Below are 23351 nucleotides of genomic sequence, written 5' to 3'. Positions count from 1 at the left end.
TTGTCGTATACTGTAGTGGGAATACGTTTTAAACCGGCAGGTAAAATATATTACTTTGATCCCGGAGAATTAAAGTTGTCCTTAAACGATGGGGTTATTGTGGAAACGTCCAGGGGTATTGAATACGGAATCGTGGTGATTGAACCCCGCCAGGTGCCCGAGGAAGAAGTGGTGGGAGCACTTAAAATGGTGCTGCGCCTGGCCGGCGAGGATGACCTGGAACAGCTGCGGGCCAACCGGGAGAAGGAAATTAAGGCCATGGAAATATGCCTGGCTAAAATTGCCGACCATGGCCTGCCCATGAAACTGGTGGATGTGGAACAAACCTTTGACGGTAATAAAATTATCTTTTACTTTACCGCCGATGGACGGATAGATTTTCGGGAACTGGTCAAGGACCTGGCTGCGGTGTTCCGAACCCGTATAGAACTGCGCCAGATTGGTGTCCGGGATGAAGCTAAAATGATGGGGGGACTTGGCTGTTGCGGCAGAGAGTTATGCTGTGCCACCTGGCTGGCTGATTTTGCCACGGTATCCATTCGCATGGCCAAGGAACAAAATCTTTCCTTGAATCCTACTAAAATTTCAGGTATTTGTGGCCGTTTAATGTGCTGCCTGAAGTTTGAGAACGAAGTTTACGAGCAGGCCAAAGAAGGTTATCCGGAGATCGGCAGGCGGGTAACCACTCCGGATGGCGAAGGTAAGGTGAGTAGTATAAATATTTTCAAGCAGACTGTAAATGTTGAGCTGCGGGAAAGTAAACTGATTAAGGAATATCCCTGCAGCATAATTGAACTGGAATCCGTGGAAGGTGATCATGGTGAATCCCCTAACGTTAAAAATGAAGGCGCTGGAGGGCAGGGTTCAAGAGCTGTTATCCGAAATCAAAAACATGAAAAATGTTGTCGAGGTGCTCGAAACAGAAAATGCAAAGCTCCGGCAGCAACTAATTCTGATGTATGAAATGCACGAGGATAATGACACGGGTTCCGGCTGCTCGCCAAAACGGGTTACGGGGCGGCAAAATTTGGTTAATTTGTACAACCAGGGGTTTCATATATGTAACATTTATTTTGGCCAGTTACGGGAAGGCGAGTGTCTATTTTGCGCCGCTTTTTTACGCCGCAAGCAGGGGTGATGTTTAATGCGATCAGGTGAAACATGTGGTACTCTGTATCTGTGCGCCACACCCATAGGTAACCTGGAGGATATCACATTGCGGGTCATCAGGGTACTGGGGGAAGTTGATCTGGTGGCGGCTGAAGATACCCGCCATACCCGTAAATTATTCAGTCATTATGACATTCACACCGCCCTGACCAGTTATCACGAGCATAACCGGCAGGCCAAGGGCAGGTATATTATAGAACAGCTCCTGCTGGGGAAAAACGTGGCTCTGGTCAGCGACGCCGGTACGCCGGGTATTTCCGACCCGGGTGCGGAATTGGTGCAAGGGGCCCTGGAAAGGGGTATTCCGGTGACGTCACTGCCCGGTCCCAGTGCTTTGCTTACTGCACTGACCGTGTCCGGCCTGCCCCTGGACAGGTTCGTCTTTGAAGGTTTTTTACCCGCCAAGAACAAAGAGCGCCGCCGGCGGTTGGCGGAACTGGCCCGGGAAACAAGGACGGTTGTTTTATATGAGTCTCCCCACCGGTTGCCAAAGACACTGGGTGAATTGGTGGATGCCATGGGTGACCGGCGGGCTTGCGCGGCCCGGGAGTTGACCAAGCTGCATGAAGATGTGCGGCGCGGTACACTGGCGCAGTTGCGGGAGCAATTCACCGGCGAGCCGCCCCGGGGAGAATTTGTGCTGGTGATTGAGGGCCGCCCGGCTGAAGGTGATGGGACAAACACCGTGGATGGCAATTTGACGCCGGAAGAGTACGTCCGTTTACTGCAGGAAGAAGGGGTACCGCCCACCAAGGCTATAAAAATAGTTGCCCGCCTGAGGAGTATTCCCCGGCGGGAATTGTACAATCAAGTAAGCGGTTCCAAATAGGAATTGCCCAGTAACTATGTATACTACTACATGGCTTTAACATCTTCTTTAACATTTTCAAACATGGCCAGGGCGCAATTCCGGCAGACGAGTTTGCCTTTGTAGTGCTGCACATCGGCGGCATTGCCGCAGAATACGCAGGCGGGCTCATATTTCTTTAATATAATTTTTTCGGCATCAACGTAAATTTCCAGGGCATCCTTTTCATCAATGCCGAGAGTGCGGCGTAATTCGATGGGAATTACCACGCGGCCCAGCTCGTCCACCTTTCTTACAATACCAGTAGATTTCAATGTCTTTCCCTCCCCTCGATAATGAAAGCATCGATTCGACATAAATTGATTATATAGCACAAGTAAATGGTACCAGTGATGGCAGTAAAAGTCAACATTTTTTTATAAAAACATGGATTTTTTTGTATAAAAAATATTGATTTAGGGAAAACTTGACAAGATAGACCTGGTTACCTTAAAATCATTATGTCGATAAAGGTCATGATGGAGAGGAGTAAATGCGGAAGAACCGGCCAGCGAGTGGGGAGGGTGGGAGCCCACCGGGGAAAACGTATTGAACATGGCTCCGGAACCGTCGGCTGAAAGCTTTCAGTAGGCCGTACCGGGTTAAGCACCGTTACCAGGCTTGGGGTATCGGGAATTAGTTGTTGAGTTCCCTGTACCTTAACGAGGCCTTTTTTAAGCAATAGAAGGCAAAATAAGGGTGGTAACGCGGAAAGTATTTTTCGCCCCTGGGTAAACCGGGGGCGTTATTTAATTTATGGCGCCATGAGCCTGGAAAATTATTGCTGCTTAATATTAGCATTAAGGGAGGTCATAATTATGGAAAAAAAGAAAACCTTTTATATAACCACGCCAATTTATTATCCCAGCGATAACCTGCATATCGGGCACGCCTATACTACTGTAGCCGCCGACGCCATGGCCAGGTTTAAGAAACTGACCGGCCATGAGGTTTGGTTTTTGACCGGCTCTGACGAGCACGGCCAGAAAATTGAGCGCTCGGCCCGGGAGCGGGGTGAAACGCCGCTGGAGTATGTGGATAAGATTGTGGCCGGTTTCAAGCACCTTTGGAGCAGTTTGAACATCAGCAATGATGATTTTATTCGTACCACCGAAGAGAGGCACAAAAGGGTGGTGCAGAAATTCTTCCAGAAACTGTACGATCAGGGTGATATTTATAAGGCCAACTATAAGGGTTGGTACTGTACACCCTGTGAAACCCTGTGGACCGAGGCGCGCCTGGAGGAGGGCAACTGCCCCGACTGTGGTCGCCCGGTGGAGCCGTTGGAGGAGGAAAGTTATTTCTTTAAAATGTCCAAGTATGCCGATCGCTTGCTCAAGTATATCGAGGACAATCCCGATTTTATCCAGCCCACCTCCCGGCGCAATGAAATGGTCAGTTTTATCAAAAGCGGTCTGGAGGACCTTTGCGTTTCCCGTACCACCTTTGACTGGGGTATTCCCGTGCCCTTTGACGAAAAGCACGTTATATACGTCTGGGTGGATGCGCTGACCAACTATATTTCGGCTTTGGGTTACGATGAGGAAAACGATGCCTTGTACCAACAGTTCTGGCCCGCCGATATACACCTGGTGGGTAAAGATATCGTTCGTTTTCATACCATTATCTGGCCCATTCTCCTTATGGCCCTGGATTTACCCCTGCCCAAGCAGGTGGTGGGACACGGCTGGGTGCTATTGGACAGCGGCAAAATGAGCAAATCCAAGGGCAACGTGGTGGACCCGCTGGTATTAATCGATAAATACGGTGTGGATGCCATACGCTATTACTTGCTCCGGGAAATGCCCCTGGGGGCTGATATCATTTATTCCGAGGAGGCCCTGGTGCACCGTATCAATGTTGACCTGGCCAATGATTTCGGCAACCTGTTCAACCGTACCTGTGCCATGGTCAACAAGTATTTCAAAGGGCAGTTAAAGCCCCCCTCCGACCCCGAAGGACCGGACGGGGAACTGTTGGATTTGGCTCGCACAACGCCGGCGGAGGTGGAGGAGTTAATGGAACGCCGGGAGATTTCCAATGCCCTGGCGGCCATAATGCGCCTGGTGGGTCGGGCCAACAAATACCTGGAGGAAACTGCTCCCTGGGCGCTGGCCAAAGACCCGGAGAAACAGGAGCGGCTGAATACCGTGCTTTATAACGTAGCCGAGGTATTGCGCTTTGCCACGGTGATGGTGTCACCCTTTATGCCCGGACTGCCCGGGCGGGCCTGGCCCCTGTTGGGAATTGAAGACAAACCCCAACTGCATACCTGGGAATCCCTTGTGTGGGGTAAGCTACCGGGCGGTACCGTGTTAAAACGGGGTGAGCCGCTGTTCCCGCGCATTGACCCGGCCACCCTGGGGGAGGAGGAATAAATGGATACCGGAACGGGTCAAATAAACCGGGTAACCGCCGGGACACCGGTGACCGGTGAGCTGTTTGATACCCATACCCACCTGTACGATGAACAATTTGACGCCGACCTGGACCAGGTGTTCAGCCGCATGGCCGGGGCCAGGGTCACCCGGGTGCTGTGCGTGGGCTTTGACGTAAATTCCTCGGAGCAGGCGCTGGCCATGGCCCAAAGCCGCCCCGGCGTGGTGGCGGCGGTGGGGGTGCACCCCCATGATGCTGCAGATGTGGCCCCGGATTACCTGGACCGTCTGGCCGGTTTGGCCCGCCATCCCCGGGTGGTGGCGCTGGGGGAAATGGGCCTGGATTACTACCGGGATCTTTCCCCGCGCCCGGTGCAGCGCCAAATCTTCCGGGAGCAGCTGGCCCTGGTGCGGGAACTGGTCATGCCGGTGATTATTCACGTGCGGGACGCCTTCGGGGATATGATGGATATTTTGCGTGCCGACGGTATCAGCCCCGCCGGGGGTGTGATGCACTGTTTCAGCGGTAGTTGGGAATGGGCCCGGCAGGCCATGGAGATGGGGTTTTATATTTCCCTGGCCGGGCCGGTAACCTTTAAAAAAGCGCCCAAGTTAAAGGAAATTGCCGTTAAGGTGCCGCAAGACCGGCTGCTCATAGAAACCGACTGCCCCTACCTGGCCCCGGAGCCTTACCGGGGGCGGCGCAATGAGCCGGCCTATGTAAAATACATAGCTGAGCATATTGCCCGGTTAAGGGATATGCCGCCGGGGGAACTGGCCCGGGTTACCACCGCCAACGCTAAAAAATTGTTCAATATGGAATGAAAGTAAGGTGCTGCTATTGGCGGGGTCTATGGTAGAATATGCTCATGGAGCTTGTTCAGGTAGTCAAGCCCGGCTATTAAAACGGGCTTATGTGTCGCGCAGGCTTTGGTGCCGGGGGCGCCATTGAACCTAAAATAGACAATGCGGGGACTGTTATCAGGCCACCGCGCCTGAAATTGGATCAAGGGGGTTGATTCGTTGGAACAGACACCGGGCAACACCAGGGGGTTGACGCTGGTATTTACAGGAAATGGCAAAGGTAAAACCACCGCGGCGCTGGGTATGGCCCTCAGGGCCTGGGGCCAGGGCATGAAGGTATTGGTTTTGCAATTTATCAAGGGCGGTTGGAAATACGGCGAGCTCAAGGCGGCGGAAAAACTGGGCCCCAACTTTGTGATGAGGCAAATGGGGGAAGGCTTTATCAAGGGGGCCGGTGACGATGGTTTGGAGGCGCACCGGGCGGCGGCCCAAAATGCCCTTCAAGAGGCCAAAAAGGCTGTGGTGGAAGGGGCCGCCGATATGATCATCCTGGATGAAATAAACTATGCTGTGCACTACGGGCTGGTGGACCTGGCGGAGGTGCTGGATATAATCCGCAGTAAACCGCCCGGTGTGCACCTGGTACTTACCGGGCGCAATGTGGCTGAAGAGGTGGCCAATCTGGCGGACCTGGTAACGGAAATGAAAGAAATAAAACATCCCTTTGCCGCCGGTATTCCGGCCCAAAAGGGTATCGAGTTTTAAAGTCAAATAAAGCAGTTGCTCTTGAGCAGCTGTTTTTTTGTTATATTTTTACTGGGGGACTTTTCAATAGCTGTAAAAAATGGTAAAGTAATAAAAACCGGGACAGGCCGCATAGAATACAATACAGGTGGGTATGTTTTACAACTTAGCCAGAGCGGCAGGAAAAAGACAATATGTGGCGAATATATTATAAGCTAAGTCACGGATAACGACCTTCCCACCAATCTTAACTAATTAAAGAGAACCGGCATAGTCTATAGTAACATGTATTTTAACGAACCGGATTTATGGTACAGTTGGTACCGGCAGGGTTTACATGTTGTGGTTTGTTTAGGGAGGGATAATTATTAGTTTATGGAACAAAAACGCCGCGGAGTATACCCCGACCGACAACTTCTTCAATGGCAGGGTTGCGGCGGCAGGGCTGGCTGTTTTGCTGCTGGTTGTGGCTATTATCTCAGCATACCGGGTGGCCCAAAAGGAAGTTAATCTGTTGGTGGACGGTAAGAAGTGGCAGGTGCATACTTTTTATAGTGACGTTGCCGGAGTGTTACAGGAAAACGGTATTGACCTGGCCGAAAAGGACCGGGTGAACCCGGGTTTGGATACCGCCTTGACTGATGGTATGACGGTTGAAGTGCGCCGGGCGGTGCCGGTACAATTGCAGGTGGGTAATGAAAAATATCATCTGCTCAGCTCTGCCAAAACCGTTGGTGAGGTACTTGAGGAAGAAGGCGTGGTGCTTGGGGAGCGGGATCAGGTGACCCCCGGCCTTGATACCCGGCTGGATAAGGAAACCAGTATTCAAGTGGACCGTATCACCACCAAGGTTGTTGAGGAAGAAGTACCCATCCCCTACCGGATACAGCGGGAGGCGGATAATACATTGTTTAGCGGTATTGTCCGGGTAATCAATAACGGCAAAGAGGGACTGGAAAAAAAGATATGGGAAATAGTATATAAAAACGGTAAAGAGGTGGAAAAGAAACTTTTGGCCAGCACTGTTATTGAGGAACCCGTGGACCGGGTGGTCCGGGTGGGCACCATGCGCACCGTTACCAGGGGTGGCAATACCATCAGGTTTTCCCGTGCTTATGATATGGTGGCCACCGCTTATACCTATACCGGAAACAACACTGCCACCGGGGTTAGCCCCCGTGTGGGAATTGTGGCGGTGGACCCGTCGGTAATTCCCATGGGCAGCCGGCTGTACGTGGAAGGGTACGGGTACTGCACGGCCATGGACAAGGGAAGAGCCATCAGAGGAAACCGGATTGATGTTTTTCTGGAAAGTCGCAGTCAGGCCTTAAGTTGGGGCAGGCGTACAGTTAAAGTATATTTGCTTGAATAAAGGAGGGAGGCTTTTTGCCTCTCCTTTTTATTTGTGGGGCTGAATTGGTATGATATAATGAAAAATCTTTATTAAACACCCGGAGGTATAGTTATAGTATGTTAGATCCTACATCACCCGGAGCAGTACGGGATTTGCTGCAGCGCCACGGCTTCAGAATTAAAAAAAATTTGGGGCAAAATTTCCTGATTGACGGTAATATTATAAATAAGATCATCATTGCTGCCGAGTTAAACAGTACCGATACCGTGGTGGAAATCGGCCCGGGGGTGGGTGCCCTGACCACCCGCCTGGCCCAAAAGGCGGAGCGGGTAATAGCCATAGAAATTGACCGCACTGTGCTTCCGCTGTTGGCCGAAACTTTGGATGGTCTGGATAATGTCACGCTGGTGGAGGCGGATGCGCTGAAGACGGACATTAACCGGCTGGTTCAAGACCAAACCGGTACTCTGGCGGGTGGGTACAAGGTGGTGGCTAACCTGCCGTATTATATTACCACTCCCTTGATCATGCATCTACTGGAAAGGCACACTGCCGCTCAAAGGATTGTTGTGATGGTCCAGGAAGAGGTGGCTAGGCGGCTCTGCGCCTCCCCGGGTACCAAGGATTACGGTGCCCTCACGGTGACCGCCAATTATTATGCGGTGGTCAAGACCGCCTTTAAAGTACCCCGCACTGTATTTCTACCGCGCCCGGAAGTGGACTCGGCAGTGGTAAGCATGACGGTAAGGAAAAGCCCGGCTGTGGATGTTGTAAATGAACAGGTTTTTTTTGCTTTGGTCAGGGCGGCATTTCAACAGCGGCGTAAAACACTGCTTAACGCGCTGGTCAGCATGGATAAAGGATTATCCAGGGATAGGTGGCTTGACATTTTGCAGCAGGCTGGAATTAACCCGGTGCGCCGGGGCGAGACATTAAATTTACAGGAGTTTGCCCGTCTGGCTGATGCCTATGCCAATTTAAGGTAACACAAAAGGAGATGGACTATGTGTTTTTTACCAGTCCTTCCAAGGGGAAGTTATCGTTTGAGGAAATGATGGATGATGTTACCGGTTATATCAGGGGTTTGCCCAGTTCATCTTACAAAATTATTATCGGTACTGATTCCATGGTCAGGGATGAAACCTGTTTTGTCACCGCCGTTGTAATACACCGTTTGGGCAAAGGGGCCAGGTACTTTTACCGTAAAAAAATACAGCGCAAAATAAAAAGCCTGCGGCAAAAAATATTTTATGAAACAGCCCTCAGCCTGGAACTAGGTGGCAAAATCGCGGAGTATTTTTCCGCCAGCGGTCTTGCGGAAATGCCCGTTGAGGTGCATATTGATGTGGGTAACCAGGGGCAAACCCGGGAACTCATTAAAGAGGTGGTGGGTATGGTGGTGGGCAGCGGGTTTGAAGCTAAGATCAAGCCCGATGCGTACGGTGCCTCCTCGGTGGCGGATAAACACACCAAGTAGAACTGCTGCTATTACAACCATAATAACCATGTACATGGTTATTATGGTTGTAATAAACTTTTAGCCTTGTTTCAATAAATCCCAGCGTCTTTCGTGATGGTAGCCGATGTAAGCACGCCCGTCCAGCATGCGGTGGCCAATTTGGTCGTTTTTGGCACGGAGGGCGGACAGGCAATCACCAATAATGGTTTCGGTAATTTTTCGGGTATGCTCCGCACCGCGCAGCGGTGAACCAAGGTGCAGGTGAGTGGTTTCGGCGGCTATACCGATGGCGAGTCCTGCCCGGGCGGCCCTGGCCAGCAGCAGTGGCGGTATGGCAAAATCAGTCGGATTAGCCAACCGGAGCAGCCGGCCGGAAACGGCATGGGGACCGTGGGAAGGAGTGGCGGTGCCGATGAGATGAAACAGTTGCAGGTGACGGTTGAGTTCTTCCCTCAATTTGAGCAGGCAAGCGGCCGGGGGGCGAATAGCATACCGGGCATTGTGCGGGTAGCAGTTGGTCAGGGCCAGGTCCAAACCCTGGTTTTGGACGGCCAGCACCAGCCTGGTAAGCATCTCTTCACTGGCTCCGGCCATATCACCGTCAATGAACAGTATCCCGTCCGCACCAAGCCGGGTCGCTTCCATTGCACCCACTGCCCGGGGAACGTCTATGCCCAGTGGTTCGTCAAACCACAGCGGGGCCAGAAGCGGGCAATTGAGATTTTCCAAAACCTCCAGTGAATTGTCGGTGCAGCCGTTGAGTACGGGGATAATGCAATCCAGGTAACGGGTGGGTAAATTGGCAATTACTTTACCCAGGCTTTTAGCTTCATTTTTTGCGGGTATTACAGCAATAAACATGTAACCATCCTCTCTTTCGTAGCTTAAGAACGCTGCTGTGTGCGTGTTTTCCATAATCCAACAGCGCACATATTTATCCTGAAGGGACGGGGGCAAGTTCTTTAAGACACCTTTGACAGCCCTTTGTTGTTGCCTTTTGGAGTATTATTTTTTTAATGTATTTTTAAGGTATGCCGCCCGGCGGTGAAAGTTTCTTCACCCCGTAAGCGGCATTTTTTTATGCGGCAGTGATTCACACCTGGGACCATATAACTCATAAATTATAGAAAAACACTGGAGGGGCTGATTGATGCCGGATATAAAAGTTGGTGATGTGGTGGGACGAAAGTCTTACGGGCTGGATATTTATTTTAAGGTGATAGATATTTACGATTGTGATGGCGGTAAGAAAATGGCTCGCTTGAACGGACTGGACATGAGGCTTTGTGCTAATGCTCCCATGGCCGATTTGGTAAAAATTGAACCGGGTAAAATAGCGGATTACTGGCGCATGACCATGAGCAAAAACCACGAAGCGATGCGCAGAGTATTTATGCGCCGCCAGAAGGACCGGGAAAGAACCTTGATGCGTTCAGTGCCCGGCGATCAGGGGGAATGGGAGGGCTTTGATGTACCGGGGAGGGTGTTGCACATTGACGGTGACGGTGAATATCTTGATTTATGTATGACCACTTACCGCCAGCTGCAGATACCGGCGGACGGTTTTAACATACCGGAGGAGCAGCAAGCGAAAAAAATATATAACTTATTGTTGGAGCACCGGCCCGATTTGCTTGTGCTTACCGGCCATGATGGTTTCAAAAAGGATACCAAGGATTTTTCGGATATTAATAATTACTACAATTCAAAACATTTCGTGGCTGCTGTAAAAGAAGCCCGTCGCTACGAAAAAAGCAAAGATGACCTGGTGATATTTGCCGGGGCTTGCCAGTCCCATTATGAATCACTGCTGGCGGCTGGGGCCAACTTTGCCAGCTCCCCCCAGCGGGTGTTGATACACGCCTTTGATCCCGTGTTTGTAATGGAGAAGATCGCTTACACCTCCATTTATGATCCCATCGGCTTGCGCGATGTCATTGCCTCTACAATTACCGGTTTTGACGGTATCGGAGGCCTGGAAACCAGGGGCAAGTACCGGATGGGGGTGCCCCGTTCTCCTTATTGAGCGGTAACCCTTTGGGGCCGGCATGCATAAAATGGCACCAGTAAGGGAGGTGTGACTGTGGAAAAACATTATCGCGTCCTTGATAAAGTGCGGGAACGCATGTTACGCATGCCTAATGTTGTTGGTATAGGAGTGGGGCACAAGCGGGTGGGCATGACCCGTACTGACAAGCCGGCTATAATTATTTTTGTGGAAAAAAAGGTCCCTGCGGCCAATTTGCGCCGCAGTCAAAAAGTACCGCAGAAAATTGACGGTTTAGACACCGATGTGGTTGAGATCGGCCGGGTGAGATTACTGGACAGGGTGATGAGAATACGCCCCGCCCTACCCGGCAGCAGTATCGGTCATTATAAAATCAGCGCAGGTACCTTTGGGGCCCTGGTTAAAGATAGTAAAACCGGTGAGAAACTTATTTTGTCCAATAACCATATACTGGCCAACGCCTCCAACGGGAGCGACGGCCGGGCCAGGGCAGGCGATGCAATATTGCAGCCCGGACCCCATGACGGGGGGAAGCCAAGTGACAAAATAGCGGAACTGGTCAGGTTTATTCCATTGATCAGAACCCCCCAGCAGTCTGATTGCCCGGTGGCGGCAGGAGTGGCCGGTATTGGCAACCGGTTTATCAGGCTGCTTCGCCCGGCTTATGAGATGCGTTTTTACAAATACACCCGGGACACTAATATTGTAGATTGCGCTGTGGCCCGGCCGTTGAATGATGGTTTAGTTGGCGAAGAACTGCTGGAATTGGGGCCGGTGGCCGGGGTGGGGGAAGCCCGGGAAGGTATGTGGGTGCAAAAAAGCGGCCGGACCACCGGAGTTACTTCGGGGTTGGTCACTGCCATGGGGGTAACTTTGAAGGTGAACCTTTCGGATGATGAGTCGGCCTGGTTCAGCGACCAGGTGGTGGCCGATGTTATGTGCCAGCCGGGTGACAGCGGTTCGCTGGTAATAGATCAAGAAAACAAAGCAGTGGGCCTGTTATTTGCCGGTTCGGATACCCATTGCATATTCAACCGTATACAAAATGTGCTGAACCTGTTGGAAATAGAATTTTAGTGCCGGTACGGGGGCAAAAAGCAAATGCTCGCGGGGGAGGTTTGATACGTGAAAGTTTACCAGACCAGAGATGTAGCCCTCACATTTTTTAATGATATTCCGGCTATCGGCCCCCGCCTGCCTAGCAAGGAGGACGCCCTGAAAGTGGCGGAGAGTTACCTGCGTTTAATTGATAAATTATCCCGGGAGAAAAAAGGCAATCCCCGCTGCAGTATTAGTTTTTTAAAACAAACCGACGGGCTTTATACATTGATATTAAGGGGCCCGGGTATGGCCCTGGAGACACTGTGTAACCTGGATGAGTTAATGCTGCAGAGGTTTAAAAGGGGACTAAAAAACAAACTGTTTATCTTAACCTGCTTCTTTGATGGCCCCGATGGCAAGGTCATGTGCCTGGCCCTGACGGAAGGAGTGGGCGCAGTGCTTTATTCGCCGGGGTAAAGGACCCCCCCCCGGGGGTGCTGCTATACGCCCTTTGGAGTAGCGCAAGCCCTATTGGTGCCGCCGCGCCTGCGTTGCTGCCTCCTTTTGGCGCTTTCGCTTTTTTATGGCCCACCCCTTTGGTGCCGGGTGCCTAACAGGTTGAAAGATTAAAAACTTTTCAACCTGTTAGGCACCCGGCACCGGTTTAATGGCACAGTCCAAGCGGTTATTTACCGTACAAACTGGCCTGTACCGGTTACCGGCGGCAATCTATACCATTTAACAGTTATTTTGCGTCAAAGTTAATCAAATTCCATAAACTATTATCTTGACATATTTTATGGGGGTTCACCTTGTTTTACCCAAATTGCTATACTTATCTCATCCTGGTATCATTAATGCCAGCCATCCATACATTGGACAGGCACACTGCGGGCAAGCGCAAGTGTGTTTGCAAAAAAATGGCATAACAGGAAAGGGGAGAGTAAACAGTTGCCGACACAAAAGAAATGGACAGTGCTGATTCCCTTGATGGCGGTATTAATGGCGTTTTCATTGCTGATGGGTCCGGTATCCGCCTCGGAAAGTGCGGAGGCGTTGGAAGGAACAGAATTATCCGCGGAAGGTGTTCAATTATTTAATTTGATTAATAATGAGCGAAGCAAAGCGGGTATCGAGCCCCTTAAGGCCGATGATATGCTCACCGTACTGGCCCGCCTTAAAGCCAAGGATATGGTGGAGAAAAAATACCTGGGGCCCCGCTCCCCCATTTACGGTACAGTGGAAGATATGCTGAAGGAGGCCAGGGTGGAATACCGGGCCGTTGGTGAAAACCTGGCCCGGGCCACCGGCGTCGAGCCCGCCCATGCCTCATTTATGCGTAATGGTACCTTGAAAAACCGCGTCTTAAATCCTGATTTTGACCGGGTTGGCGTGGCGCTGGTACCGGCGGGCAGTTACTGTTACGTGGTGGAAATCTTTATTGATGAAGAGGAGTCACCGGGTGAAGAGTCTAATCCGGGTAACGAAGAGAGTAACGGCGCCGGCGAGCAAACCGGTGCTAAGCCCGGTCAGGATACTAAACCGGCTTCCGAACCCAAGCCGCAGCCTGCCCCCGGCATGTCGGCCGATGAACAGCAGATGTTTAACCTGGTTAACCAGGAAAGAACCCGGCAAGGATTAAAGCCGCTGCAGTTTGATAGCGCACTGCAGCAACAGGCTCGCTTGAAAGCAGCGGATATGGTGGAAAAAAACTATTTCAGCCATACTTCACCGACCTACGGTTCACCCTTTGATATGCTGCAAAGGGCCGGTATCAAATATAATTACGCCGGCGAAAACCTGGCCATGGCACCATCGGTGCAGCAAGCCCATAGCGGCCTGATGAATTCCAGCGGTCACCGGGCCAATATATTAAACAGCAATTACGACCGTGTGGGTATTGCCGTGCAGAGCAAGGGCTACCAGAAATACTTTGTACAGATATTCACCGGGGGACAGAGCAGTACCAACCCGGCGCCAAAACCTGTACCTGCACCGCAACCTGTGCCTGCGCCGCAGCCCCAGCCGGTTCCCAACCCCGAGCCCAACCCGGCACCACAGCCCGGTGACGGTGATGTTGTTAATAGTTTGACGCCCGATGAGCAGAAAATGTTCCAACTGGTTAACCAGGAGAGAGCAAAATACGGGGCGGCTCCCCTCAAGGTCAATAATGAACTGGTCAAGCTGGCCCGGCTAAAAGCCCGGGACATGATAAACAAAAATTATTTCAGCCATACTTCACCCACCTATGGTTCACCCTTTGATATGATGAAGCATTTTGGCGTCCGGTACAGTTACGCCGGTGAAAACCTGGCCGGTGCCCCTGCGGTGTCAACCGCTCACCAAAACCTGATGAATTCTTCGGGGCACAGAAAAAATATCTTAAGCACCAACTTCACCGAGGTGGGCATAGGTATTGTGGATGGTGGGCCCTACGGAAAAATGTTCGTGCAAATGTTTATACGGCCGTAAATTAATACCGTAACTAACTAACCGCCTGAAAACCAGGCGGTTTTTTTATGCGGGCAGAGGCGGTTCCATTATATTCCTGGAAAGCCCGTCTTTTTTCATGGATAAACAATATTGTCTGCACATTTTAGACAGTCCCTCATATATTATTATAGAACTCTCATGAAAGGAGGAGATTGTATGGCTGCTGCCCAGACACCGGTTAAGGAAACCATAACCGTAAACCAGGTGGTCAGCGAAAATTCCAGGCAAACCGTGGTGCGCGGATCCTTCATGATACCTGACCCCAAACCGGACGTGGACCAGATTATCTCCACGGATAAAACGGTCAGCGTTAAAAAGACCAGACTTTTACCCGATAAAGTAGTGGTCGATGGAACACTTACTTTGCAAATTATATACGTGGCCTTTGAAAAGGACCAATCTGTACACCATATGCACGCGCAGGTTCCTTTTACCGCCTACGTTGATTTGCCGGGTGCGCTGCCCGGTATGGATGTCCGGGTGGATGTACTGGTGGAAGATGTGAAACTTAATCCCAGCAGCAGGGATGTTCGGCAGTATGATGTGATTGCTGTACTGGATGTAACCGCCAAGGTGACCGAGACCCGGGAGGTTGAGGTGCTCACTGCGGTACCGGACGGCATGGATGCCAACTATGATGTGATTCATATTGATGACGTGGTTGGCCGGGAATCCGCCCAGGTGATTGTCAGTGAAGATTTTGACGAACCGTACGAAAAACCGGAGCCGAAGAAGATTTTGGACGTGGATTCCAATGCAGTTATCACGGATGCCCGTATTGTGGCGGACAAAGTAATTGTAGACGGCGAATTGACTCTGCAGATCATGTATGTGGGCGCTGTGCCCGAGCAATCCGTGCATGATTTGCACAAAACCATCAAGTTTACCGACTTTATCGAGGTGCCCGGTGCTGACCCGGAAATGGATGTGGTAGTGGACGCTGTGGTGGAAGACTGCGATGTGGAGATTAAGGGTGATCCATTCTTCCGTGCCAGCTGTGTGGTAAGGTTGGATGCCCGGGTTACCGAACCCAGGGAGGTCCGGGTGGTTACCGAGTGTGCCGGTGAAACGGTGGAAACCATTGAACTTAACGTTGAACATATCGTAGGTGAAGATTCTTCCCAGGTGGTGGTGAGGGAAACCTTTGAAACTCCCGATTCCAAGCCTTGTCCGGAAAAGGTGCTCAATGTATCCATAGACGAGATTAAAATAACGGAAAAGAAAATCCTCAGGAACAAGGTAATTACCAAGGGTTTTGTGGACGTCAAGATTATTTACGTGTCCGCCAAACCCGACCAGGCAGTGCACGCCATGCACCAGCGGCTTGATTTCCGCACCTTTGTGGAAATTCCCGGAGCCGTAGATGGCATGGATGTGGATGTTAAGGCTATGGTGGAATACATCAATGCCGAAGCCGTGGGTTGTGATGTCAATGTAGAGGCGGTTATAAAAGTCAGAGCTCGGGTTACCGAAACCCTGCGCCGGACTGTTTGCGCCGACCTGGTAGTGGAAGAGGAAGAGGAACAGCCCGAAGAAGAATGTCCCGTTGGCCAGGTAATCGATTATACCATCAAGTCTGGTGATACCCTTTTCCAGTTAGCCCAGCGCTACAGCACCACAGTGAACAGAATACTGGCTGAAAACCCGGGGATAAATCCCAATAATCTGCAAGTGGGCCAGGTAATCAGAATCCCCTGTGGGGCCAAGGGTTAATTAATAAATAGCCTAAGGAGGTTGTGATATGCCAATACAATATTTCTACAGCGAGCCCGATAATGTTTTATGTGTAAAAATAAAAGTTCCGGTGGTTCTGGCGGAAGAGGAAGTGCAGGTGATTGTCGATAACATAGCCACTTTACCCGAACTGGCCCAGAAAATTGACCATATTGATGCCCGGTTGGATGACTTTGAGGCCCGGCCGGTATTCATCCATGAAAACGGCGACCGGTGGATCAGTGTCATTGAAGAAGAAGGCTGGGATCGTTTCGGCTGGCACTGGACACATCATCGCCAACCCGTGGTGAAAAAGGTACTGGTCAGCGGTACACTGCACAAGCAGATTTTTTATGTGGATAAAAATGATCACGTCAAGCACGTGGGTGAAGATATTCCCTTTGCCGATGATGTCACTTTGGATGTAGGCCAGCCCGTGGTTAATGAAAACGACGTTTTTGTTCAGCTACATCACAAGAAAATCGATATGCGCTGGGATCTGCGGCGGGGTTCCCGGCTGCACCAGACCGGGGTAATGATCTTCCAAATCAAGGTGGTAGAGGAAAGGCAGATATTTGTGCAGGTATGCCCGCAGCTTGACCGCAAGTGTGTCCGGGGCGTCAACTTACTAAAAGACGGTAGTTTTGAGGCTTGGGGCACCAACACCACTCCGGTATTCTGGGGGGCCAGCAATGTGCTGCGCTATAATAACGGGGCTTTAATGGGCAATATCCCCAATGAGGCAGCTTCGCTGTTCCAGACCGTCAACCGGGGGGGGGCCAACAACAACAATATTGTGCCCACCGGGGAATACCGGTTGTGCTTCGATGCATCGGAAATTCCCGGTTTTAGAGAGGTTTTAGGGGGTACGGCATCCTTTAACTTAACAGCGGAATTACTTTTCTACGACATGTTCGGCAATCTGGTCACCGGCGAAACCAGAACCTGGAATGCCGGAAACATAGCCGATGAATCCTTCACCAACTTGTGTCTCAACGCTGTTGCCCCTGAAGAAGCTAGAGAAGCGCTGGTAAGGTTCACCTTTGAGCCCAATGCGCTGAACACCAGCGCCGTGGTCATTGACAATGTCAAACTGGAATGCATGAGGGTGCAAAACAGATTCTTCGAACAGTTTACCCAGGGTTAAAATATATTGATAATGAATTGGATAAACACTTAGCTACAGGGATGGTTCAGGCCATCTCTTTTTTCTTAACAAAAAGGAATTTATTGTTATCGGGCAGCTAAACTATTTTAACTTTTCAGGCATATATTTGATTATAGCTTGAAAAGGAAGGGGGATATTTATGATGAACAATATGGGTCAATTTATGCCATTGATCCAGGAACTGCAAGAGCAGTTAAAAAATATGACCGTTAAGGTGAGTGCCGGTGAAGGGGCGGTGCAGCTGGTGATGAACGGTAATCAGGAGGTGGTGCAGCTGCACTTCAAGCCTGACCTGGTGCAGGACCCGGCCCGGTTGGCTCAGTTAACCGCCGAAGCTTTCAACGAGGGCATGCGGGAATCAAAAAAGATGGTGCGCGAGCAGTTGGCCAAGTTAACGGGTGGCCTGGCTATTCCCACCGTGCCGGGATTGATTTAACCAAGGTGGTGCAGAGGTTATGCCCGGCGTTGACCTGGAAAAAAGACTGGCTGGATTGCTGCAGTTGAAGGATAAGTATGGCCTTGACAATGACCAGTTGCTATTACTGATGGGCCTGTCTAATTTAATGGCTATAATTAATTTGCTGGAAATGCGGGTTGTCGGTGGTGCAAAGGGTAGCGGCACCCGCCGTCCCCCTTCGCCCCAGGAGGCGGTACCCTTTTTAGGTGTCTTTGGCGGCCCCAGAGTCAGGCCGCCGGTTGACGGTGCTGCCAAGTAGCCCCTGGCTATAAGTATAAAACAGGAGTGTAATTGACAGGGCAAGCTATTAGGGTTATAAGCCGGCCGAAGGGGGTTTTAATATATGGAGATTGATAATAAAATTGAACAGGCTTTATTCAGGATATTGGATTACCGCTCCGAACACAATGTAGATGATGACAGTATTTTAATCATGCTCAGTTTGTTGAATTTAATGGGTATGGTTAATGTGTTAAACGTCCAAAAGGGTAATGCCGCGGCCGGTACCGGCACAGGTTCCGGTCCCGGAAACATGGAAGCATTGTTGGGGCCGCTGGTGGCCTTAATGGCCGCCGGCATGGGTAAAGGTCCAACCGCCGGTGGTGAGCAGGCTGCCTTTAACCCGGCGGCGCTGCTGGGCTTACTGGGCAGCGGGCTCGGGGGCGGCCAGGGCAAAGGTGGTGCCCCCGATCTATCCGCGCTGCTTGGCCTTTTAGGGCCTCTATTGGGCTTGGCGGGGAACGGTCCGGCACCGGAGCAGCGGGCAGGCAACGCCGCCGGTGGCCCGGTGAATAAACCGCACCCGGTACAGCGGGAGATAAACTTGGATGAAAAAAATAAAGCTCCCGCCGCAGGCGCGGGCGATGGCGGGCGGGGTAACAAAGGCGAAAAAAATGAGCGCCCCCCCAAACCCGGAGAGGTATTGAAATGGAATTTCGGGACATGATAAACATAAATACTGACCGGGGGTGAAGTGTTTGGGCAGTAAAAAGGGTTCCATTAAGGAAACGGTTTGGGTGGGTGGATTACACGACTTGGATGGCAGCCGGGAAATTGAACACAATTTAATTCAGGTGGACGGGGTGCAGGATGTGCAGGTTTCCCTTGATGAAGGGCGGGTGACCATTGACTACGACCCCGCTGTAATCAGCGGGGAATACCTGCGCCGTACCTTGAACTCCCTTGGTTATTCGCCATATGTACGCTATTAAAGCGGGCTGAAGGAGGCCCGCTTTTACATATTGAAGCACCGATTAAAGCAACAAGTTAAAGGCGGGGATGTGGATGAGTACCAAACTGTTGGCTTTGCTGATTGCCGCCGGGTCGGGGTTGGCCATGGCGCTGCAGGGTTCCCTTAATGCTGCTCTGGGTAAAATAATCGGTTTATTGGAGACCACTTTTATTGTGCAGCTGGTTGGTCTGGTGGTGGTTTCCCTGCTGCTTTTTGTATTCCGGCTGGGCGACGGCAACTGGCAGCGTTATGCCGAAGCTCCCTGGTATGTTTATCTGGGGGGACTCCTGGGGGTGATTATTATCTATATGGTGGCACGTTCCATTCCTCCCCTGGGGGTGGCCGTAGCTACCACCGCCATTATTGTGGGCCAGGTGCTGACGGCTTGCCTTATAGATCACCTGGGCATGTTTGGCCTGGATAAGGTGCCCTTTACCTGGCACCGGGTGGCCGGTACCGCATTGATGGCCTCGGGGGCCTTTTTATTGCTAAAAAAGTGAGTTTACCCGCAGCATGAACACAAAACCCGCTGCCATTCCGCCCAGGGCAAAAATACCGTGGTTGCCCAGGGAGGCGGGTACCAGCTTCTCGGCAACGATGAATATCATAGCCCCGGCGGCCAGGGCTAAAAGCAGTGCATTTATGGCGGGCGCAGCTTGCAGCAGGCATAAACCCAGCAGAGTACCCAGGGGAGTTACCAGGCTGATCATGGCGTTGATGGCTATTACCTGCCCGCCGCCCATGCCACTGGCCCTTAAAGGGGCCGCGGTGGCCATGCCCTCGGGTATATTGTGCAGCCCTATGGCCAGGGCCAGCAGCGGCCCCAGCTGCGCGGACGCCGAGTAGCCCGCGGCAATGGCAATACCTTCGGGCAAATCATGCAGGGCTATCCCCAGGGCGATCAAATAGCCCATGCGCAGGTAAACCTGGCTGGTTTGCCGGCCGGGCATTAATTTGGCCAGCCAGTGGTCAAGGCCGGTTACCATTAGAAAGCCGCCGGCAAATCCCAGCAAACAGATACCCGGGCCGCCGTGGGTTAAGGAGGTGGGTAACAGGTCCGCCATGACCACTGCCGACATCACACCCGAGGCCAGCCCCAGCAGAAAGGCCAGCAGCCATTCTTTCATTTGCCCCAACAGCATGACCATTGCCGCACCCAGACAGGTGCCCAGCCCGGCGATGAGGGCATGGATCAATATATCATTCAATTAATCACCTTCCCGGTCAGGGAATAATAATGATTTGTCCCGGAGTTATCCGGTTGGGGTCGGGCAAATCATTGGCCGCAATGATCGCTTCCAGGGTTGTATTAAATGATCGGGCTATTTCCCACAGGGTATCCCCGGGCCGGACCGTATATGTTTTCCCGTTTCTTCCGGCGCCGGTGTCCCCTTTACCGGGGCTTGCGGCCGGGATGGCGTCTGGTTCGGTGTGGCCGTAAATATGTACCGGAGTACCGATGGGGATTTGGGGGAAAAGTTCTTCCACATGGTGGTTGTGCATGCGGATGCAGCCCAGTGACACCGCCCGGCCGATGGATGAAGGGTTGTTGTTGCCGTGGATGCCATAGTTACCGCCGGGTATGGTCAGACCCATCCAGCGGGTACCCAGTACACCACCGGGGTTTAAGATTTTGTTTTTTATTTTATATTGTCCCGGGGGAGTGGGTGTGGACGGTTTACCCACCGCCACGGGGTATTCTTTGACCAGCCGCTCCCCGCTGTAGTAATATAGTTTGCGGGTAACCGTGTTGATGGACAGGCGCTTACCGGTTTCGGACATGGAAGGTGTCAAAAAACCACGCTCCTTTCATGTTATATGTATGAGGGGTATTGGACAAAAATGTCTTGGTGCGGGTACTTGTCCCTCCGGCATTTTTTGGATATACTTTGAAGCAAGTTCATAATTCAAATGAAGATTTTTTTACTCTATCTGAATTTTATAAACTGCAAATGCATGACTCAGTCGGTGTAAGTCTCCCGCCTGTAGAGAGGGGAGACTTACACCCGGTTAGACGGGTTATACGTTAATTGTTTGTAAAGGATTCGGTGATTTTAATATGCTGGCGGGCGCTTATGCAAAAATTAATTTGGTACTGGATGTGCTGGGTACAAGGCCGGACGGGTATCATGAACTGGCCACGGTTATGCAGACTCTGGAGTTGCATGATAGCGTGGAAATTAAGGAAGCCCGGGAGATAGAATTGGTGGTGGAGGGGGCCGTGTTACCCACCGGCCCGTGTAACCTGGCCTTCCGGGCAGCGGATGTGCTGCGCCGCCGGGTGGGCTATACCGGGGGTGCACGCATTAAACTGGTGAAACGTATACCCCTGGCGGCCGGGTTGGCGGGGGGATCGGCAGATGCGGCCGCGGTTTTGCGTGGTTTAAATAATTTTTGGGGCCTGGGTATGCAAAGTGGTGAACTGGAGGAAATAGGGGCCGCCGTGGGCTCGGATGTGCCCTTTTGCCTGCGGGGCGGCACAGCCCTGGTACGGGGACGGGGGGAAAGGGTCGAGCCCTTGCCCGGTTTACCGCCCCTCGGTGTAGTACTGGCCAAGCCGCCCTTCGGGGTGAGTACGGCCCTGGTGTATAACCGGTACGACGATACCAAGGACCCGCTGCACCCGGATGTGCAGGGCATGCTGCAGGCTGTGCGTAGCGGTGATGTGAACGGTGTGGTGACACGCCTGGGCAATAGCCTGGAGGCGGTTACCCTGGCCATGCATCCGGAAATTGGCGAGATTAAAAGCGTCCTGGCGGCGGCCGGTGCTCTGGGTGTTTTAATGAGTGGCAGCGGCCCCACTGTATTCGGGTTATTCGAAAACCTGTCCACGGCGCGGCAGGCGGCGGATAGAATCAGAGGTGGCAATTTTGGCCTGTGGGTGACCAAATTATATACTCCCCCGGCCTGATTGGTGAAACCTTGCGGGTGAAAAAGAAATAATGGTAAAATATATAGTAACAAATGATAAGGGGGCGGGGGAAATTTGAGCGAACCGAGATTAATACCTATCAAACTGGATAATTATAAACCCCTGCGGGAAATAGTATTTGAAACTTTGCGGGAAGCGATTATTCAGGGTCGTCTTGAGCCTGGAGAACGGCTGATGGAGATTCAGCTGGCCGAGGAAATGGGCGTCAGCCGCACACCGGTGCGGGAAGCCATAAGAAAGCTGGAATTGGAAGGCTTTGTGGTTATGGTGCCCCGTAAGGGGGCCTATGTGGCCGGGGTTTCCGTTAAAGATATAGTGGATGTTTTTGAAGTGCGGGCCGCTCTGGAGGCTCTGGCCGCCGGCCTGGCTGCAGAAAGGGCCACTCCGGAGGAACTGGAAGAAATGGAGCGTGCTTCGCTGCAGATTTACGAAGCCAGTGACGGCCAGATAGACAGCATAGTGGAGCGGGACACGGATTTTCATAATTTAATATATAAAGCCAGCCGTAACCAGCGGTTGGTGCAAATTATAACCTTATTAAAAGAACAGATTCAGCGTTTTCGCACCACTTCCTTGTCCCAGCCCGGTCGCTTGAAACATGCTGTTGACGAGCACAAGGCCATTATTGAAGCCATTAGTGATCGTAATGTGGAATTGGCTAACAACCTGGCCCGTGAGCACATTGAAACTGCTGAACAAATTTTCCTTAACGCCATGGGGGAGGAAAAAAAAGGTGATTGATGCTTTAGTGCTGGCCGGCAGTCCCAATGACGGTCCCTTGAAGGAGTGCAGTTCCGCCAGGTATGAAGCGATGATTGATATTAAGGGTAAATTGATGGTGGAATACGTGGTGGATGCGCTTAAAAAATGTGACCGTATTGACCGGATAGCCATCGTGGGTCCCCGGAGGGAACTGGCGGAGCGCTTTAATGGCGGTGGGCGGGAAGTGCTGGTGGAGCATGTCGGCAATTTGACCGATAACGTGCTGCGGGGCCTGGGCGGGCTTCCCGGTGCCAAAAGGGTTCTACTGCTTACTTCGGATATACCCTTGATTACCACCCGGGCCATCGAAAACTTCATTGACCTTTGTGGTGACAGGCAGGCCGATCTTTACTACCCGGTGGTGCCCCGGGAAGTGGTGGAGAAAATATATACCACCAGCAAGCGTACCTATGTGCAATTAAAAGAAGGGGTTTATACCGGCGGTAATATTTTTTTGTTTAATCCCGGTGTTGTGGAAGAATGTCTGCCCCGGGGACAAAAACTGGTGGATGCTCGAAAAAGCCCGTTAAAACTGTGCCGGTTGGTGGGACTGTTGTTTTTAATTAAGTTTTTAATGAAAAATATCTCGTTGCAGGAGGCGCAGAAGAAGGTTTCCCGCTTGCTTGGCATCAAGGGTCAGGTAGTGATCAGCTTGTACCCCGAAGTTGGGGTGGATGTGGATAAACCCAGTGACCTGGAGTTGGTGAATAAACAATTGGAATTGGCTTGATATAACATCCCCGGTATGTTTATAACTACCGGGGATGTTAGGTTTATGTACAAAATCTTA

27 protein-coding genes and 1 other annotated feature are annotated in these 23351 nt (G+C 51.6%); of the genes, 23 read left to right on the top strand and 4 right to left on the bottom strand.

Annotation, left to right across the window (positions count from 1 at the left end; genetic code table 11):
- Genes LX24_RS04050 through rsmI form a run of 3 tightly spaced genes read left to right on the top strand, consistent with a single transcriptional unit; the run spans position 1 to position 1999 of the window.
- On the top strand, positions 1-963 hold the full coding sequence (locus tag LX24_RS04050; RefSeq protein WP_166510862.1) for a PSP1 domain-containing protein: 963 nt from the start codon (positions 1-3) through the stop codon (positions 961-963).
- Positions 851-1138 (top strand): initiation control protein YabA, encoded by a 288-nt coding sequence (locus tag LX24_RS15285; protein ID WP_423244320.1) that lies wholly within the window; start codon positions 851-853, stop codon positions 1136-1138. The genes LX24_RS04050 and LX24_RS15285 overlap by 113 nt, the downstream gene beginning before the upstream one ends.
- A 6-nt stretch (positions 1139-1144) precedes the next feature.
- Entirely contained in the window at positions 1145-1999 is an 855-nt protein-coding gene (rsmI, locus tag LX24_RS04040) for a 16S rRNA (cytidine(1402)-2'-O)-methyltransferase (protein WP_166510860.1), read from the top strand.
- A 26-nt stretch (positions 2000-2025) separates the two neighbouring features.
- On the opposite strand, the gene LX24_RS04035 is transcribed toward rsmI, so the two are convergent.
- Positions 2026-2292 carry an AbrB/MazE/SpoVT family DNA-binding domain-containing protein gene (locus LX24_RS04035; protein ID WP_166510859.1) on the bottom strand — a complete coding sequence of 89 codons (267 nt, stop codon included), beginning with the start codon at positions 2290-2292 and terminating at the stop codon, positions 2026-2028.
- A 192-nt stretch (positions 2293-2484) separates the two neighbouring features.
- Positions 2485-2749: a binding site (T-box leader), on the top strand.
- Positions 2750-2835: 86 nt separating this feature from the next.
- Here LX24_RS04035 and metG point away from each other — a divergent pair.
- From metG to LX24_RS04005, 6 genes are all read left to right on the top strand, one after another.
- Positions 2836-4395, top strand: a complete 1560-nt coding sequence (metG, locus tag LX24_RS04030; protein ID WP_166510858.1) for a methionine--tRNA ligase — start codon at positions 2836-2838, stop codon at positions 4393-4395.
- Positions 4396-5220, top strand: a complete 825-nt coding sequence (locus LX24_RS04025) for a TatD family hydrolase (RefSeq protein WP_166510857.1) — start codon at positions 4396-4398, stop codon at positions 5218-5220.
- Between the two features lie 198 nt (positions 5221-5418).
- A complete protein-coding gene (gene cobO / locus LX24_RS04020; RefSeq protein ID WP_166510856.1) occupies positions 5419-5964 on the top strand; it encodes a cob(I)yrinic acid a,c-diamide adenosyltransferase in 546 nt (181 codons plus the stop codon).
- Between the two features lie 433 nt (positions 5965-6397).
- Positions 6398-7315, top strand: coding sequence for a 3D domain-containing protein (locus LX24_RS04015; protein ID WP_166510855.1), 918 nt, complete (start codon positions 6398-6400; stop codon positions 7313-7315).
- A 98-nt stretch (positions 7316-7413) separates the two neighbouring features.
- Entirely contained in the window at positions 7414-8283 is an 870-nt protein-coding gene (gene rsmA / locus LX24_RS04010; protein WP_166510854.1) for a 16S rRNA (adenine(1518)-N(6)/adenine(1519)-N(6))-dimethyltransferase RsmA, read from the top strand.
- 20 nt (positions 8284-8303) lie between these two features.
- Positions 8304-8774 (top strand): ribonuclease H-like YkuK family protein, encoded by a 471-nt coding sequence (locus tag LX24_RS04005; RefSeq protein WP_166510853.1) that lies wholly within the window; start codon positions 8304-8306, stop codon positions 8772-8774.
- A gap of 60 nt (positions 8775-8834) precedes the next feature.
- On the opposite strand, the gene LX24_RS04000 is transcribed toward LX24_RS04005, so the two are convergent.
- A complete protein-coding gene (locus LX24_RS04000) occupies positions 8835-9617 on the bottom strand; it encodes a glycosyltransferase (protein WP_166510852.1) in 783 nt (260 codons plus the stop codon).
- Between the two features lie 289 nt (positions 9618-9906).
- On the opposite strand from LX24_RS04000, the gene yabG reads away from it, so the two are divergent.
- The 11 genes from yabG (at position 9907) to LX24_RS03945 (ending at position 19367) form a co-directional block, all read left to right on the top strand.
- Positions 9907-10782, top strand: coding sequence for a sporulation peptidase YabG (gene yabG, locus LX24_RS03995; RefSeq protein WP_166510851.1), 876 nt, complete (start codon positions 9907-9909; stop codon positions 10780-10782).
- A 57-nt stretch (positions 10783-10839) separates the two neighbouring features.
- Positions 10840-11841 (top strand): chymotrypsin family serine protease, encoded by a 1002-nt coding sequence (locus LX24_RS03990; protein WP_166510850.1) that lies wholly within the window; start codon positions 10840-10842, stop codon positions 11839-11841.
- Positions 11842-11889: 48 nt separating this feature from the next.
- Positions 11890-12282: a hypothetical protein gene (locus LX24_RS03985; protein WP_166510849.1), complete on the top strand. Its 393-nt coding sequence runs from the start codon at positions 11890-11892 to the stop codon at positions 12280-12282.
- A gap of 474 nt (positions 12283-12756) precedes the next feature.
- Positions 12757-14277 (top strand): CAP domain-containing protein, encoded by a 1521-nt coding sequence (locus tag LX24_RS03980; RefSeq protein WP_166510848.1) that lies wholly within the window; start codon positions 12757-12759, stop codon positions 14275-14277.
- A 177-nt stretch (positions 14278-14454) separates the two neighbouring features.
- Positions 14455-16011 carry a DUF3794 and LysM peptidoglycan-binding domain-containing protein gene (locus LX24_RS03975; protein ID WP_166510847.1) on the top strand — a complete coding sequence of 519 codons (1557 nt, stop codon included), beginning with the start codon at positions 14455-14457 and terminating at the stop codon, positions 16009-16011.
- Positions 16012-16039: 28 nt separating this feature from the next.
- Positions 16040-17158, top strand: a complete 1119-nt coding sequence (locus LX24_RS03970; RefSeq protein WP_166510846.1) for an SPOCS domain-containing protein — start codon at positions 16040-16042, stop codon at positions 17156-17158.
- 160 nt (positions 17159-17318) lie between these two features.
- Positions 17319-17615, top strand: coding sequence for a YbaB/EbfC family nucleoid-associated protein (locus tag LX24_RS03965; RefSeq protein WP_166510845.1), 297 nt, complete (start codon positions 17319-17321; stop codon positions 17613-17615).
- Positions 17616-17634: 19 nt separating this feature from the next.
- A complete protein-coding gene (locus LX24_RS03960) occupies positions 17635-17895 on the top strand; it encodes a hypothetical protein (RefSeq protein ID WP_166510844.1) in 261 nt (86 codons plus the stop codon).
- Between the two features lie 84 nt (positions 17896-17979).
- A complete protein-coding gene (locus LX24_RS03955; protein WP_166510843.1) occupies positions 17980-18582 on the top strand; it encodes a hypothetical protein in 603 nt (200 codons plus the stop codon).
- A gap of 31 nt (positions 18583-18613) precedes the next feature.
- The gene (locus LX24_RS03950; protein WP_166510842.1) at positions 18614-18847 is read left to right on the top strand and encodes a heavy-metal-associated domain-containing protein; all 234 of its coding nucleotides are present in this window, start codon (positions 18614-18616) and stop codon (positions 18845-18847) included.
- Positions 18848-18920: 73 nt separating this feature from the next.
- Positions 18921-19367, top strand: coding sequence for a DMT family transporter (locus LX24_RS03945; RefSeq protein WP_166510841.1), 447 nt, complete (start codon positions 18921-18923; stop codon positions 19365-19367).
- Here the strand turns inward: LX24_RS03945 and LX24_RS03940 are convergent.
- Positions 19356-20075, bottom strand: coding sequence for a ZIP family metal transporter (locus LX24_RS03940; RefSeq protein ID WP_166510840.1), 720 nt, complete (start codon positions 20073-20075; stop codon positions 19356-19358). The genes LX24_RS03945 and LX24_RS03940 overlap by 12 nt on opposite strands.
- Positions 20076-20091: 16 nt before the next feature.
- Entirely contained in the window at positions 20092-20661 is a 570-nt protein-coding gene (locus tag LX24_RS03935; protein WP_243131610.1) for a L,D-transpeptidase family protein, read from the bottom strand.
- 265 nt (positions 20662-20926) lie between these two features.
- Here LX24_RS03935 and ispE point away from each other — a divergent pair, with 265 nt between their 5' ends.
- The 3 genes from ispE (at position 20927) to LX24_RS03920 (ending at position 23291) form a co-directional block, all read left to right on the top strand.
- Positions 20927-21778: a 4-(cytidine 5'-diphospho)-2-C-methyl-D-erythritol kinase gene (gene ispE, locus LX24_RS03930; RefSeq protein WP_166510839.1), complete on the top strand. Its 852-nt coding sequence runs from the start codon at positions 20927-20929 to the stop codon at positions 21776-21778.
- Between the two features lie 75 nt (positions 21779-21853).
- Entirely contained in the window at positions 21854-22540 is a 687-nt protein-coding gene (locus tag LX24_RS03925) for a GntR family transcriptional regulator (RefSeq protein WP_166510838.1), read from the top strand.
- A complete protein-coding gene (locus tag LX24_RS03920) occupies positions 22533-23291 on the top strand; it encodes a nucleotidyltransferase family protein (RefSeq protein ID WP_166510837.1) in 759 nt (252 codons plus the stop codon). The genes LX24_RS03925 and LX24_RS03920 overlap by 8 nt, the downstream gene beginning before the upstream one ends.
- The last annotated feature ends 60 nt before the right edge of the window (positions 23292-23351 follow it).

The sequence above is a fragment of the Desulfallas thermosapovorans DSM 6562 genome, from assembly GCF_008124625.1.
GTDB lineage: Bacteria > Bacillota > Desulfotomaculia > Desulfotomaculales > Desulfallaceae > Sporotomaculum > Sporotomaculum thermosapovorans.
The sequence above is the reverse complement of the archived record's forward strand: the minus strand, read 5'-3'. Positions and strand labels throughout refer to the sequence as shown.

Bases quoted from the DNA above. Each gene is read 5' to 3' on its own strand.
- rsmI (WP_166510860.1), top strand. From the start codon at position 1,145: ATGCGATCAGGTGAAACATGTGGTACTCTGTATCTGTGCGCCACACCC.
- metG (WP_166510858.1), top strand. From the start codon at position 2,836: ATGGAAAAAAAGAAAACCTTTTATATAACCACGCCAATTTATTATCCC.
- LX24_RS04025 (WP_166510857.1), top strand. From the start codon at position 4,396: ATGGATACCGGAACGGGTCAAATAAACCGGGTAACCGCCGGGACACCG.
- rsmA (WP_166510854.1), top strand. From the start codon at position 7,414: ATGTTAGATCCTACATCACCCGGAGCAGTACGGGATTTGCTGCAGCGC.
- LX24_RS04000 (WP_166510852.1), bottom strand. From the start codon at position 9,617: ATGTTTATTGCTGTAATACCCGCAAAAAATGAAGCTAAAAGCCTGGGT.
- yabG (WP_166510851.1), top strand. From the start codon at position 9,907: ATGCCGGATATAAAAGTTGGTGATGTGGTGGGACGAAAGTCTTACGGG.
- LX24_RS03975 (WP_166510847.1), top strand. From the start codon at position 14,455: ATGGCTGCTGCCCAGACACCGGTTAAGGAAACCATAACCGTAAACCAG.
- LX24_RS03970 (WP_166510846.1), top strand. From the start codon at position 16,040: ATGCCAATACAATATTTCTACAGCGAGCCCGATAATGTTTTATGTGTA.
- LX24_RS03965 (WP_166510845.1), top strand. From the start codon at position 17,319: ATGATGAACAATATGGGTCAATTTATGCCATTGATCCAGGAACTGCAA.
- LX24_RS03960 (WP_166510844.1), top strand. From the start codon at position 17,635: ATGCCCGGCGTTGACCTGGAAAAAAGACTGGCTGGATTGCTGCAGTTG.
- LX24_RS03955 (WP_166510843.1), top strand. From the start codon at position 17,980: ATGGAGATTGATAATAAAATTGAACAGGCTTTATTCAGGATATTGGAT.
- LX24_RS03945 (WP_166510841.1), top strand. From the start codon at position 18,921: ATGAGTACCAAACTGTTGGCTTTGCTGATTGCCGCCGGGTCGGGGTTG.
- ispE (WP_166510839.1), top strand. From the start codon at position 20,927: ATGCTGGCGGGCGCTTATGCAAAAATTAATTTGGTACTGGATGTGCTG.